The organism is Ruoffia tabacinasalis (assembly GCF_042652985.1).
GTDB classification, from domain to species: Bacteria; Bacillota; Bacilli; order Lactobacillales; family Aerococcaceae; genus Ruoffia; species Ruoffia tabacinasalis.
In genome coordinates, this window is the sequence record NZ_JBHSHQ010000046.1 from 79020 (window position 1) to 93870 (window position 14851).

Annotated in this window: 13 protein-coding genes and 1 tRNA gene; 7 read left to right on the forward strand and 7 right to left on the reverse strand. The window is 36.3% G+C overall.

Annotated features, from left to right (window positions below; all coding sequences use genetic code 11):
* Positions 1-34: 34 nt before the first annotated feature.
* From ACFO5Y_RS08065 to ACFO5Y_RS08085, 5 genes are all read left to right on the forward strand, one after another.
* Complete coding sequence (locus tag ACFO5Y_RS08065; RefSeq protein WP_197104258.1) at positions 35-358, forward strand: rhodanese-like domain-containing protein; 324 nt, start codon at positions 35-37, stop codon at positions 356-358.
* 321 nt (positions 359-679) lie between these two features.
* Positions 680-1957: a M20/M25/M40 family metallo-hydrolase gene (locus tag ACFO5Y_RS08070; protein ID WP_197104259.1), complete on the forward strand. Its 1278-nt coding sequence runs from the start codon at positions 680-682 to the stop codon at positions 1955-1957.
* Entirely contained in the window at positions 1947-2756 is an 810-nt protein-coding gene (locus ACFO5Y_RS08075; RefSeq protein WP_197104260.1) for a DUF3100 domain-containing protein, read from the forward strand. The genes ACFO5Y_RS08070 and ACFO5Y_RS08075 overlap by 11 nt, the downstream gene beginning before the upstream one ends.
* The gene (locus ACFO5Y_RS08080) at positions 2746-3234 is read left to right on the forward strand and encodes a hypothetical protein (RefSeq protein WP_197104261.1); all 489 of its coding nucleotides are present in this window, start codon (positions 2746-2748) and stop codon (positions 3232-3234) included. Before ACFO5Y_RS08075 ends, ACFO5Y_RS08080 begins: the two co-directional genes overlap by 11 nt.
* A 587-nt stretch (positions 3235-3821) precedes the next feature.
* Entirely contained in the window at positions 3822-5201 is a 1380-nt protein-coding gene (locus ACFO5Y_RS08085) for an alanine/glycine:cation symporter family protein (protein WP_209494313.1), read from the forward strand.
* 60 nt (positions 5202-5261) lie between these two features.
* Here ACFO5Y_RS08085 and ACFO5Y_RS08090 read toward each other — a convergent pair whose 3' ends face one another.
* Both ACFO5Y_RS08090 and ACFO5Y_RS08095 read right to left on the reverse strand, forming a co-directional pair.
* On the reverse strand, positions 5262-6275 hold the full coding sequence (locus ACFO5Y_RS08090; RefSeq protein ID WP_197104263.1) for a CehA/McbA family metallohydrolase: 1014 nt from the start codon (positions 6273-6275) through the stop codon (positions 5262-5264).
* Complete coding sequence (locus ACFO5Y_RS08095) at positions 6272-6721, reverse strand: hypothetical protein (RefSeq protein ID WP_197104264.1); 450 nt, start codon at positions 6719-6721, stop codon at positions 6272-6274. The genes ACFO5Y_RS08090 and ACFO5Y_RS08095 overlap by 4 nt, the downstream gene beginning before the upstream one ends.
* A gap of 283 nt (positions 6722-7004) precedes the next feature.
* On the opposite strand from ACFO5Y_RS08095, the gene brnQ reads away from it, so the two are divergent.
* Complete coding sequence (brnQ, locus tag ACFO5Y_RS08100) at positions 7005-8363, forward strand: branched-chain amino acid transport system II carrier protein (protein WP_197104265.1); 1359 nt, start codon at positions 7005-7007, stop codon at positions 8361-8363.
* 78 nt (positions 8364-8441) lie between these two features.
* Here brnQ and ACFO5Y_RS08105 read toward each other — a convergent pair whose 3' ends face one another.
* Positions 8442-9212 (reverse strand): hypothetical protein, encoded by a 771-nt coding sequence (locus ACFO5Y_RS08105; RefSeq protein WP_197104266.1) that lies wholly within the window; start codon positions 9210-9212, stop codon positions 8442-8444.
* Positions 9213-9500: 288 nt separating this feature from the next.
* Positions 9501-10145 (reverse strand): DUF937 domain-containing protein, encoded by a 645-nt coding sequence (locus ACFO5Y_RS08110; RefSeq protein ID WP_197104267.1) that lies wholly within the window; start codon positions 10143-10145, stop codon positions 9501-9503.
* A 201-nt stretch (positions 10146-10346) separates the two neighbouring features.
* Between ACFO5Y_RS08110 and ACFO5Y_RS08115 the strand changes: the two genes are divergently transcribed.
* Entirely contained in the window at positions 10347-10607 is a 261-nt protein-coding gene (locus ACFO5Y_RS08115; RefSeq protein WP_197104268.1) for a site-specific integrase, read from the forward strand.
* Between the two features lie 232 nt (positions 10608-10839).
* Here ACFO5Y_RS08115 and ACFO5Y_RS08120 read toward each other — a convergent pair.
* The 3 genes from ACFO5Y_RS08120 to ACFO5Y_RS08130 all read right to left on the reverse strand — a co-directional run bounded on the left by ACFO5Y_RS08120 (position 10840) and on the right by ACFO5Y_RS08130 (position 14219).
* Positions 10840-10910: transfer RNA gene (locus ACFO5Y_RS08120), tRNA-Thr, on the reverse strand.
* A gap of 776 nt (positions 10911-11686) precedes the next feature.
* Positions 11687-13858: a heavy metal translocating P-type ATPase gene (locus ACFO5Y_RS08125; protein ID WP_197104269.1), complete on the reverse strand. Its 2172-nt coding sequence runs from the start codon at positions 13856-13858 to the stop codon at positions 11687-11689.
* Positions 13851-14219, reverse strand: a complete 369-nt coding sequence (locus ACFO5Y_RS08130) for an ArsR/SmtB family transcription factor (RefSeq protein ID WP_197104270.1) — start codon at positions 14217-14219, stop codon at positions 13851-13853. Before ACFO5Y_RS08130 ends, ACFO5Y_RS08125 begins: the two co-directional genes overlap by 8 nt.
* Between the last annotated feature and the right edge of the window lie 632 nt (positions 14220-14851).

The following is a 14851-nucleotide window of genomic DNA, read 5'->3' on the forward strand; positions in this document are numbered from 1 at the left end:
TATTAATTTAAACATATGGAGGCATCTTATAGCAATGCATAAAAATATTGATATCAAATCATTTTATCAAAAAGCGAATTCTGAACCGTTAATTATTTTAGACGTTCGTGATACAGATGAATATGAGATGGAACATGTGCCTAATGCTATCAATATACCATTAGACGCGCTACCTAAGCACACTGCAGCTTTGAATGAAGATGAAACTTACTATGTCATTTGTAAAACCGGTAAACGTGCAGAAAAAGCCTGTGAGTATCTAAGTGAGCACGGTTTCAATGCTATTCGTGTGGAAGATGGAACTCAAAGTTGGCCCGGTCAACTCGAGCATTCCAATGATTTTACAGTCTTACTGTAAAATTATTCATATATAACCAAACACCCTACTCAAATCAGTAGGGTGTTCTTTGCGTTCAGTCATAATGAGAAAGATTATTGATGTAACAACAAATAACCAACTAGCCGGATCATCTCGCCTTTTTTCAGTCATCTTTTACTCCCAAACTTTTGTCTATTATCATACTCATTTAAGTGATATGACGTCTTGATTTTTTTATTCATAACTGTGGAGAAGCACGAACGTTCCACCCTTCAATACGTTTTATGTCTGTGATTTATATAAATTTTATGATGTTTGTGTTATATTCGTTTGGTAAATACTTTATAAGGAGTTTTATCATTGAATTATTTCAAAGAAAATTTTAAAAAGATGAAGGCTATCTCAGACGACATCTTTACTCATCCAGAATTAGGTTATAAAGAATTCCGGACTAAGAAAACGGTGGAAGACTTTATTACTGAGACAAATCCAGATCAAGTGATTGAGTATTTTTCAACGACAGGTATGCGCGTTGATTTAAATCACCAACAGGATATAACAGTGGCATTCATTGCAGAATTGGATGCGGTTCGTGTTCCGAGTCACTTCCAAGCTGATTCGCAGTCAGGAGCGGCGCATGCATGTGGTCACTTTACTCAAGTGACAACTGCTTTATCACTCTATGGTTACTTAACAGAAGGTGAACGTTACAAAGATTTTGACTTTAATATTGCCTTTGTCTTCGTTCCTGCGGAAGAATTTATTGATTTAGAATACCGCCAACAATTAATCGACGAAGGGACGATCACTTATTTGGGTGGAAAACCTGAAGCAATGAAGTTGGGCGTCTTTGATGATGTTGACTTTGCGATGTGTGTGCACACTATTGGTGGCGAAGAAGAGAAAACAGTTGAAATCAATTGTGATTTAGCTGGATTCTTATATAAACATTATAATTTCAAAGGTAAAGCAACACATGCTGGTTGGGACCCGTTCAGTGGAATCAATGCTTACAGCATGTCGACCTTATTCAATACTGGTTTAGGCTTAATGCGCCAACAATTACGCGAGGATCTATACGTACGTATTAACCCGGTCATTGATCATGGAAGCTTCTCAACGAATGTCATTCCGAATCAAGTACAAGTTGGAACGGATTTACGCACAATCTCAGTTGATTATATGAAAACCGTAGCAGAACGCATGGATAAAGTGGCTAAAGGGAGCGCTTATTCATTGGAAGGTGATGTTGAGATACAAACTCAGATGGGTTACTTGCCATTTGTACAAGATCGTTATTTATCAACCTTCGTTGCGGAAGCGTTCAAAGAACAAGATACGATTACAAAATGGATTGACGACCGCGGTGCCGTTGCTGCTGCTGGAGATATTGGCGATTTATCATTTATGATGCCTAGTATTCAAATTAGTTATGGCGGTTTCGCTGGTGTCATTCATGGTGATGATCTACGCATGGTTGATGACGAATTTGTTCTTCAAGAATTTCCAGAATTTTTAATTAGTGTCTTAAATAAAATGAACGGCCGTATCGATAAAAATCAACTATACAGCCGTTCTTATAAAGAATATGACAGCTATATCCAAGCTATCACTCAAGGAGAATCGAATGAAAAATAAGAAACATTTACTTTACTTAATTTGCTTTGCTTTTGTTGTTATTTTCTTAGCTGAAATAATTGGTTTCCAAAGTATTAGCTTTGGTTCATTTTCTGTATCCATTTTACCACTTGTTTTTGCGGTCTTTTTCGGGATGATTTTTGCTGTTCCAGCTTTTCGAAAAGGGATTTTCAAAAAAGTATATAGTGATGAAAATGTGCAATTCGCATCAAAAAACCTTTTATTCATTATGTTGCCATTAATGGCTTATTACGGCGCAAGTGTTGCCCCTCAAATTACTGAAATTCTTTCTGTTGGTTGGGTGTTCCTATTCCAAGAAATCGGAAACTTAGGTACGATTTTATTCGCTCTACCTATTGCATTAATGTTAGGTCTTAAACGTACAGCGATCGGTGCTACGCTTGGGTTAAGCCGTGAAGGGGAATTAGCTTATATTACTGAAAAATACACGCTCGAGTCAGCCGAAGGCCGTGGAGTTCTTTCAATGTACTTAATCGGAACATTATTCGGTTCTATTTTCTTCAGTTTATTTGCACCATTGTTACTAAACTTTGGTTTTGATGTTCGTGCGTTAGGAATGGCTGCAGGAATGGGTTCTGCTTCAATGATGACAGCGGCTGCTTCAGCTGTTGCCGCACTTCGTCCGGAAAGTGAAGAAATCATCTTAGCTTATGCCTCTGCTAGTCAATTGTTAACCAGTTTCTTAGGAACTTACACAATGGTCTTCTTAGCCATCCCACTACAACGCTTTATGTATAACACTTTAACTAGAGGAGATAACTACGATCATGGAAAATAATAAAAGTTTAAATAAATATGTTCACTTTGGACTCGTTATTGTCTTAAGTTTAGTATTTATCTTATTTACACAACAAGTGAAATTATGGAAAAATCCTGATTCAACGCCTATTCAAGCACTCACTTTTGTCGGACTTGGCTTCTTATGGCTGTTCAGTATGTTAGGTATTTGGATCTCTGATCTAACGAAAAAAATCAAAGTTCAGTTCATTCAAGACTTCCCGATCTTAGGTTGGGTATCGATTGTTTCAATTGTCTTTTGTTTATTGAGTAACTTTATTGTTGAAGCGATACTGGCAGTTGATTTCTTATCGATCACCACTCCAGTTTTGGCTTTTGCGGGAATCTCTGTTGCGAATCAACTCGTTGATCTGACTAAGACTTCATGGAAGATATTAATTGTTGCGATCTTCGTGTTCTCCGGAGCTTACTTATTAACAACAATTGTGGCGCAATTTGGATTGACGCTTGCGGGGTAAGTAACCATTCAATATTTAAAATGACCGTCATGTTCATTCATGACGGTCATTTTTGAATATAAATAACTATTTACACCCTAAAATTTAGGTAAAACCCTAACGAAAAACATTACTATTAACGCAACAAGTATTAATAACAGCATGATTAATTTTTTAGTATCAGAAACATTTAACTTGCGATATTGATAAATTAAAAACAATACTATCGAAACGGGTATAAGAAACTGAATCACAAAGCTTATATAGATATTTTCATTAAGTAGGTTAAACACCTCAAGAAGAATTGTATAAATTACGATTGTCCAACTAGCAACTGATAGTAGTTTGTTGTACAAGTTATCAAAGTTTTTGATGTCCATTTTTGTTACTCCCAACATTTATCGTTATAAAAAACGTCTTTTCTAAGCCTCAATTCAAATCTTACAGAACCAATCGATACGTAGCAAGCAGTAATTTTTTTATGTTTTGATTTTAAGAGACGAACAAACAAAATATTGCTTAATATACTTCCATTATTTGTCTTGATTTCTAACCTTAATTTAATAATAATGAGGTCTATAATAAAAATAGATTTCGAGGAGCGAATGATGATTGACTTAATTGACTGGATTAATGGTGCTTTGTGGGATGTATTGCTGATTGTCGTACTAAGTGGAATGGGTATTTACTTATCAATAAGATTGAACTTTATACAGTTTCGTAAGTTTGGTGAAAGTTTCAAGAAAACCTTTGGTTCAATCTCATTAAAAGGAGATAAGGCAAGTGCCGAGGAAGGGATGACTTCTTTTCAATCGCTCGCAACATCAATCTCTGCTCAGATTGGAACGGGTAACTTAGCCGGAGTTGCGACCGCAATGGTTTCAGGTGGGCCCGGAGCTGTCTTTTGGATGTGGCTGAGCGCTATTTTAGGTATGGCCATTATTTACGCAGAAGCAACTTTAGCTCAATATTATCGTACAACGGAAAAAGGACATCTTGTAGGAGGACCCGTTTACTACATCCAAGCTGCCTTCCAAGGGCGTCTAGGAAAAGTAATCGCAGCCTTATTCTCAGTCTTACTCATATTTGCTCTAGGCTTTATGGGAAATATGGTTCAGGCAAATTCAGTAGGTCATGCAGTCAGCACAGCTTTCGGAATTAGTCCATGGATTACTGGTATTGTTATGGCAATCATGGCTCTCATTGTCTTTATAGGTGGGGTTGAACGAATCGCATCTGTTACTGAAAAGATTGTCCCATTGATGGCTTTATTCTTTACTATCGCATCATTTATTGTGATTATTATGAACATTGAAAATGTTCCGGCTAGTTTCGAGATGATCTTCGTTGGAGCTTTTAACCCCGATGCAGTCTTAGGGGGAATATTAGGTGTGTCGATTCAACAAGCGATTCGCTTTGGTATATCCCGCGGCTTATTCACTCATGAAGCAGGTATGGGTTCAACACCTCATGCACATGCACTTGCACGTGTTAAACACCCAAGTGAACAAGGATTAGTTGCTATGATGGGTGTGTTTATTGATACGATTGTGCTTCTTCCGATGACTGTCTTAGTTATATTAACTACTGGTGTTCTCGACGGCGCTACAACCGGAATTGAATTAACACAATTAGCCTATGCCCAAGTATTTGGTAACTGGGGTTCTATCATTGTAGCCATTAGTATTTTCTTCTTTGCTTTTTCAACCATTATCGGGTGGTACTTTTTCGGACAAGCGAACGTTAAATACTTATTCGGTAAAGGAGCTATTCCCATCTACAGCCTTCTAGTGGCAATATTTATCGCAATTGGAAGTGGCTTACACGTGGAGTTAGTATGGTCATTAGCTGATTTGTTCAATGGACTAATGGTGTTACCGAATATTATTAGTATTTTTCTCTTAACAAATGTTGTTGTGAAAATAACGAAAGATTATGATTTACCTCTGTCACAACAACAATATCAAAATACTTATACGAAAAAATAAATACCTTGCTCTCAGCTTTTATAGCTTGAGAGCAAGGTATTTTACTTACCACTGGTTAAATTACTCCCTCAGATAAATCGGATTTCCTACTATAATCGGTGTATCTTTAGTCCCTCTATAGTCTCCACGGACTTCAAAGCGAAGATAACCCGCCGACAGATTGTTAGGCAAAGTGAAATTCGACGTAAGTTCTCCACTTAACTCTTTATTTGTTTCGCTTTGGAAGATGAGTTGATCGTTATTCCAAACTAATATATAGATGTTTTCCAACTCAAAGTCTTTTAAAGCCTCTAATTCTGTTGGTTTGATAGTCATCAATATTTTACCTTCCTCAAGCATTGAGCAATGCACTCTATCCCCCATCTGAAATAACAAGTCTTTATTTTCGACAGTAAAATAAGCTGTCGGACCTAATGTAATATAATACTGACCATTTTGAAGCGCATCTTTAAAATGGTCTTGTGTTAGTTTTTCTTCATTCAGCTCTAAATAAGTCACACCCATATTGGCGTCTTCAGTATCTGGGCGATGCCAATCTCTTCCTGCAGAACAAGATATTTCGTAACCTTTATTCAATTTATCCAACCAAAATTCATAAGCGAGAATCGATTCTGATTTTTCTTGAGGTTGGTTACTATTCCAAATTTCGATGTAATCAACAAGGTCATAGTTTTCAACTTGATAGTCCCAATGACAACCAGTACAAATTGGACTTCCAATATCAAAAGGATGAGCGATACCGACTAATCCATTCGCTAATTGAACCTCGAACATGTATTTATCTATTGTAGTCGGTGTCGCTTCACGCCAATCAACATCATAATCCGCATCATGAACAAGCATGTGACCAAAATATGTCGTCCATTCAATTCCGTGAAGCGTAATAATATCTTCGTCTTTCACAGCTTGTACACTGGGCATCTCTAAGTAGCCTGCAGAGGTGTTGTGATCTGTTAGAATAAGTCCTTTATAACCAAAAGACACGGCTGATTCTATCAACTCTTCAACAGTAAATTGCCCGTCACTATGAATCGTATGCGCATGAACTTCTACTGGGTATTGATATCTTTTCATAGTGTCGCCTCGATTCGAATGTTCGCCTCTACAACTCTACTCACTATACAATGGCAATTCAGTTGCAATTCCCAATCAGCGGGTTCGATCTCTACGGGCCAAAATCCAAAGCTCGCTTTCTTATTATTGATTGTAATTTCTTGTTTGTTACTCTTATTATGATGTGCTCCTAAATACGTTCCGTTCTTTGATAAAGATAACGTAATTACGTTGTCGACAGGTAGATAATTACTGGCTAGAAGCTTAGCTCTTACGTAATTAGCCACATCATACTTTATTAATGCATCTTCAACTTGCCTTCTCGCTATATCATCTTTACTATTATTCGGTGAGTAAGTGAAATAAATGACTAGCTCAGAGTATTTATTTCTAATCCCTAAAGGTATCTTCACATTTGTTTGTGTATCGTATTCACCTAGTTTTAAATCTAATTCGAAAATCTTCATGTTCTCCTCCTGGTTATTTCAATAATAACAATCTAGCAGTTGGTTTCAGTCAAGATATGTTTGGATAGCCACTGCTTAATTAATTTTCTTTCCTAAATAAGTTTTAGATTATCATATGAATGTAAATCTATTGTCTAGATTATGTAAACTTTATGTAAATTTTCTTTTGTTTTGACTTTCTAATACAATACGTCGATATTTTCCTAATAGCGGTTGATAATTCGGCAATATGCCGTTACACTGTATATTTATGAACACAAATACATAAAAAAGTAGGTATATTATGAAACAACCTAAATTTAAACTAACATTTAAGGAAATACTTGTTGTTGCTTCCTTATTATTCGGACTGTTTTTTGGTGCTGGTAATATTATTTTCCCAGTCTCACTAGGACAATCTTCAGGTGGGAATGTTTGGCCTGCAATACTTGGATTCAACATTACAGCTGTAGGGTTACCTTTACTGGCAGTTATTTCAATGGGCTTATCCCAAAGTGAATCTGTCATTGATATGACACAGAAAATATCTAAGAAATACAGTTATTTCTTTACTGTTGCTTTGTACCTTACGATCGGTCCTTTCTTTGCGACACCTCGTTTGGCGACGGTATCTTATGAAGTAGGTCTGTCTACGTTAATCCCACAAGAATTCGGTGCGATGTCACTCTTCATCTATTCATTTATCTTCTATCTAATTGTTTTGTATTTTTCACTGCGACCTAGTGGAATCTTGGATTGGATTGGACGTTATTTAAACCCGCTTTTCTTAGTATTACTAACAGTTATTTTAATTAGAGCGTTCACTTCTGGCGATCCTTTAATTGGTGGTGAAGCATCGGTTGAATCCTACCAAAATACGCCTTTCTCAACGGGGTTAATTGAAGGATATAATACGATGGATGGGCTAGCTGGATTGGCTTTTGGTATTATTATTATTAAATCTATTCGAAATATTGGTGTAACTGAGCCTAAGCGATTAGCTTCTCAGACTGTTAAAAGTGGGGTACTGAGTTTAGCGGTCATGGCCTTAATCTACCTGTGTCTTGCCCTTTTAGGTACTCAAAGTCTTAACTTTACAGATGTCGCACCTAACGGTGGGGTTGCAATGTCTATTGTGACTCAACATTACTTTGGTCTGTTCGGTCAAATTCTACTTGCTGGAGTCATGGCTGTTGCGTGTTTAAAGACTGCTATCGGGCTTGTAGTGGCTTTAGCTGAGACCTTTGCAGATTTATTCCCGCAGTTCCTTTCTCAACGTGTATGGACGTTTATTGCAACAATCATTTCGTTTTTAGTTGCAAATATTGGGTTAAACTTAATTATTTCGTATTCTTTACCTGTGTTGATGTTACTTTATCCATTAGCTATCACGTTGATCTTACTACATCTATTTGAGCCAATTGTTAAGAGCCGTGCTATCTATCGTAGCGTGACATTCTTTACAATGATTGCTGCCCTATTCGATATGATCGCAGCCTTACCACAGCCTTTATACCAATGGTTACAAGGTGATATGCTTGGTAGTTTTGCTAAATCATTCTTACCTTTCTACAGCATTGGATTCGGTTGGGTTGTCCCAGCTTTAATCGGTTTTGTAGTTGGCTTAATTTTAACTAAAGTACATCCAGAACCAGCAAACTAGGCAATACAAAAACCCTGTGCCTACCGCTAAAAACGGTAAGCACAGGGTTTTTGATTTGTTCATATATGATTCTATCTATTACTGTTGAGTTGGCTCTGAGATTGAACCTGTCATAATAATCGCATGCATTGGGTCGATGTGTTTCACTTGGTAAACAACGTTGCTCTCTTGCCATACAACAGCATTGTCTTCATAAGTCTCCTTACCAGATGTCCTCAATGTAATTTGTCCTACATTAGATGGTTCAGGGAGATACACTTCTTCTAAATACTCAACGACAGATTGAGCTAGAGGAACAGGGTCTTCTTCATTCATATTGTTTGCTTGAACTAACAGGCTCCAATTGCCTTCTTGCCAATTCAAGTAAGTAGAACCGGCTGCGCCTTGCATATAACCTGTTATACCATACCCTAGATCTACTTCCTCACCTTGAAGATCCAGAACTTGATTCACTGCTTGGATTGCTTCCTCTTCAGTTTGATACGTCATTTTACTTAAAGACGCTATCGGTGTCAATTTATTCACAGCAGGATCATTGACTTCATAAGGCGTATCCTCAGCGTAGTAAAAGATATTAAAGTTATCTTGATCTTCAGCTCCCGTTGTTGCGGCTGTCACATATTCTGGCATATCTGGTGTCAGAACATAGGTTGGCAATACATCTTCAGGATACATCTCATCTAACGTATCAACGATTTCTTGCGCATGAGCTTTAGGTGAGATTGATTCAGCTTGAACCGTTTGACCTGCTGGTGCAAAAGGAATCATATCTAACTTGGCATTCGGCAGAATTAATTGTGGTAGTGCTAATGTCGATAATAACACGACAGATTTAAAAAATCGTTTCATCACAGTTCGCCTCCTATGATAATATTGTACTCCTTCCATGACAGAAGTACTAATAATAACCTCTGGCAATTCTGATCTGACTATTAAAATGAAACGAGATGGATTTGAGACTGGGTTCAAATCCACAAAACTACAAAAGATGGATTTGAGATGGGGTTCAAATCCACAAAACATCAAAATATGGATTTGAGATGGGGTTCAAATCCACAAGTCACACAGTAAATAGATAAAAGCATTGAATCTACTCCAATTCGGAGTAGATTCAATGCTTTTTGTAGAGTCATGTAATTATTTAAACATATCGAATACATTATCCAACAAACTATCATCCTCTTTTGTTGAATACTTAGTGTCTTTGTTCGAATTGCTACCGAATAAACCACCTAACATACCACCAATATCAAGTGGGCTTGAATTGTTTTTATTATAGCTTTGAACTGATTCAGTTAATTGTCCTATCACATTACCTGTCTCTTTTTGAACCCCTGTCTTATCCAAGTTATTCTTCTTTTTACGATCGGCAAAATATTTCATCACAATCGGTGCTAATAGAACCAGAACTTTCTTAACACTTCCAGAAGATAAGCCAGATGCACTAGAGATACGGTTAACCACGCCATCCTTATTACCAAACACATGACTTAAGATATTATCCCCATCATTTGTATCTACAGTACTAGATAGTTCGTTAATTGAATTATATTTATCGACATCTTCATGTTGCTTCAAAGCAGAGTTAAATGATTCATTTCCAGCCTCATCATTCGTATTACGATTGATTCCTTGTAGAATAGCTGGGAGACCAAGTGCCGCGATTTTACTAAAGTCAGAAGTACTTAAACCTGCGCGATTCGCCAGTGTTTCTTGCTCTTCACTTTTGTCATTTGAGACAAACATATCAAATAGATTTGTTGCATTATCGAATAAACTCATATCCATTCTCCTCTTCTACTAATTTGTCTCAATTATATGATAAATGTAGAAGTGATGCTAATAACTCGATTGTTAGTTTATACCTCATCAATTAAACCAGTGTCTTTCCAACTGTTCTTTAATTGATTTATCTTTAATTTTCTTGAGTACTGTACAATTGAAAGAAATATGACAACCATCTCAAATAATGAATTCAATATATTGACTGTTCGTAGAGTCCTTGCTCAAGGTGAACGTGGTACTATATTCCAGGATCCCAAAACAAAAGCAAGTAAACGAATGATTTCTCTAGATGATATAACAATGAAAACTTTAATACTTTGGCGAACTCAACAAATGAGACATCTATTATCATTTGGTATTAAAGCCAATGGACCTGAACAGCTAATATTTACAAATCAGGATAATGACCCTTTAAATTTATACTATGTAAGTGCAGCTCTCCAACGTATTGTAAAATAGCATAAGTTAAAGCATATAAACGTTCATGGTTTTAGACATACTCACTGTGTATTATTATTTGAATCAGGTATGGTAATAATATGTACGAGTGACAAAATTAGTGACAAAAATGAACATTCGTTCTATTTAGTTTTTTGAAAGTTTTCCAAAAAATATATTCATTTAATAGATTATTTAATAAATATGAACACAAAAAAACATCCCTACCGAAGTAAGGATATAATGTATGTAATGTCGGCTAAAGGAGTTGAACCCTCGACCCTCTGATTACAAATCAGATGCTCTACCAACTGAGCTAAGCCGGAATATAATTTTATTAACTATACAATATTTCTATTTAATAGTATGACCCGTACTGGGTTCGAACCAGTGACCCTCTGATTAAAAGTCAGATGCATCTTAATTTCATGTAGTTGTAAGTGTTGGTATCCTTGAAAAACATCTACACATAATTCAAAGTTATTAGCACGTATTGCTAAGTGATTTTAGAAATAGGACAAGAAATAGTACAAAATCGTGCCAGCATGATAGAATTATACTTTTATAAAAAATAAAAAACCAAAAAAATATTTTTTTAATATTACTACTCATCCTCTCCATTAAGCAGATTCTCTGTACAAATGGAGAGGGTTATTTAATTTTAATCACTTCAACATTTTTAAAGCATAATCAAAAGTCTTTAAAAAACTAGATATCCAGAGAATCTAATCGCATTTACTTCACACATTTTTTGATCTTGTTTCCTATTATCACACTCCTGCTTTGTTTAGGAATATGTTTATATTTTCAGTATTTCTTTAAATTATAGATACTAATCTCCTCATCTAACTTTATAATGTCCTTATCATGAGTCAATATGCCCATGTCATATTCTAATTCTGTATATACTAGCAATTCATCATTATAAAGGTGAGCTTTCCATGTACAAACATTGGACTCGTCCTAATGGCGAATAACTTGAGATAATACACAAAACAACGCGCATAGAAGGTGAGGGTTACCTCAAGCCTCTGTACGCGTTGCTTTAATTTAGATAACAGGACCTTTTATCCCAGCCCCTTGCTTCTTTAAACATAATTTTATTCTTTTACTCTCATCAGTCGCAAACCATTTAGTGCCACTATTAGGGTTGCACCCATATCGGAAAGGATGGCAATCCAGAGCGTTAGCCAGCCTGGAATGACTAATAATAGGGCAATGAATTTAATAGCAATGGCAAAAGTAATATTAGCTTTGATAATATTAAGAGCTTTTCGGCTAAGTTTTACAGTGAATGGAAGTTTTCTTAAATCGTCCCCCATTAGTACAACATCTGCCGTTTCAAGTGCTGTATCTGTACCAGCTCCCCCCATTGCGATTCCAACTGTAGATGCTGCTAATGCAGGAGCATCATTGACACCATCCCCAACCATGGCTACGTTTCCGTACTCAGAATTTAATTGTTTTATATAGTCTAATTTGTCTTGAGGCATTAAATCAGCTCGGATATCAGATACTCCAACATGGCTGCCTATTGCATTCGCAGTTCCTTGGTTATCACCTGTAAGCATAATCGTTTTTTTAATTCCGAGTTGATGTAACTTTTGAATAATTTCCTTACTTGATTCACGAACTTCATCAGAAACTGCAATAACTCCTAGTATTTCTTTTTCAGTTCCAATAATCATGGCTGTTTTGCCTTGATTTTGAAGAGCTGTCACATTTTTCTCAAAGTCTTTATCGAAATCTGTAGTCAATAATTCTTTAAATAGTTTCGGGCTACCTATATAATAAATCGTCCCATTTACATTACCCTTTATCCCCTTACCAGTAATAGAGGAGAAATCCTCAACAAGTATATCAGAATATGAAATGTTTTCTTCTTCTGCTTTGTTCATGATTGCTGAAGCAAGTGGATGTTGGGAACGATATTCTAATGCAGTAATGATTGCCAATAATTCTTTTCTATTCGTTTGATTATTCAATATGTTAAAATCAGTTACAACGGGAACACCTTTTGTTAACGTACCTGTTTTATCGAATGCGATTGCCTTTAAGGCACCCATTTCTTCTAAATACACTCCACCTTTAATAAGAACACCTTTTTTCGCAGCATTGCCAATCGCCGAAACAATCGAAATCGGTGTAGAAATCACCAATGCACATGGACAACCAACAACAAGAACAGCTAACCCTTGATAGATCCATGTTTCCCAACTGCCACCAAAGAGTAAAGGAGGGACTACAACAACTAATGCTGCAATGATCATAATGATCGGTGTATAATATTTCGCGAATTTGTCTACAAATGCTTGCGCTGGAGCGCGTTCTCCTTGTGCTTCCTCTACAAGATGAATAATTTTAGAAATTGTTGTATCTTCTACAAGTTTTGTTATTTTTACTTCGAGTAATCCTTCTTCGTTTAAAGTACCTGCAAATACCTCATCATCAACTGTTTTCCCAACAGGGACTGATTCGCCTGTAATCGCTGCCTGGTTTACTGCGGAATAGCCATTTACGACTACACCATCCATCGCAATCTTTTCACCAGGTTTTACAATCATGATATCCCCAACAGCAATATCATCGACATGAATCATTATTTCTTGCTCATTACGTCTAACGAGTGCTTCTTTAGGGGCAATACCCATTAGAGAACGAATCGAATTTCTTGCTTTATCCATGGAGAACCGTTCAAGTTCTTCACTGAGAGCAAAGAGAATGACAACAAGAGCAACTTCTCCCCATTCACCAATAATGGCTCCACCTATAACAGCCACTGTCATAAGGGTTTTCATGTCAAATTCTAAGCGGAGTAAGTTTTGTAAACCTACTTTAAACAGTGACAATCCACCAACCAACATTGATGTCAAAAACAATAAGGTTGTAAGAAGATTCTCTTCTCCATTTACAAACTGAGAGAAAAAACCGAAAGCAAGAAACAAAGTTGAATAAAGCAATGTACTATACTTTTCATAAAATGGAACTTTCTCTTCTTCCGTATCTTCAGTCACCTCTTGCGAAACATTGCGTATAGACTTTTCAGGAGCTATTTTGAGATTCTCGAACGCACCAGCTTTTTCTAGTTCTTTAGTCGTTGTATCTCCGTAAACAGAGATCTTAGACGCACCAAAATTTACTTTTGCATCCTTAACCCCTGGAAGTTTTTTGACATTATTTTCAAATTTCCCCGCACAATTTGCGCAAGTAAATCCTTGAACGCGATAGGTTTTCATTTCTTGTTCAGATAATTTGACTAAATGTTCAGACATTTAATTTTCCTTCTTTCTCATGTGCTAATGCATTTTCAAATAATTGCTCAACATGCTCATCATCTAGCGAATAAAAAGCTAATCTTCCTTCCTTCCTAAACGTAACAACCCCTTGCGTATAAAGTGTGCGTAAGTGGTGGGAAGTATTTGCGATTGTGATTCCAATAATATTTGCTATATCACAAACACATAACTCTTCACCTTTTAACAAAGCAAAGGTAATTTTCGCCCTATTTTCTACTGCTACAGCTTTAAATAATTGGGCCATTCTGTCGATATCAACTGTTTGTAGTTCGTCTTGTATTCGAGTTACCTTTTCTTCGTCATAACAATAAATCTCACAAATATCCTTCTCATTCATTTTTCTCACTCCGTTCCCATTCAAGTAAATGCTTGATTATAGTATATGTTTTTTGTTGTAACTAGTCAAGTGGATACTTGAATAGTAAAAGTTTGACTTCATAGTTTGGCTAGAACAACTTGATCGTGTGAATTGATAGTGCTGTTTCAAATTCAGAATGGTGTCAATTAGTCATAAATCCGGTGTCGTTTAGGGAGCGAGCCCGGATTTGACTTCAAAAGTATCAACAAGCGCCACTACTTATCTGTATTGCTATTTTAGTCTCAGTAAAATCCCGAAATATTAAACATCTATTATGAAGAGAGTAAATTTGAAGCAGCTCACAGCGAGTTGGGACAGAGTAGAAGCCCAATGTGTAACTGACAACAAGTATCTCCTAACTATTTGATGGGATGGAGTGACTCTAGTATTGCTAATGTTGAAAAGGTTCCAGTTGTTGAAGCAATCGTTGACTTTGAATACGTGATGTAAATTTTGGTTTTATTTCGCACTAACTTCAAGCGCTATGTTGCACTAATAGAACAAAAAAAGACTATTTCGCTAAATGAAATAGTCCTTTTTATTACTTATTTTACTCCAATGACTAAACTATCTCGTGCAGCTTCCACTACTTCTGTCGTGATAGTTTCAAG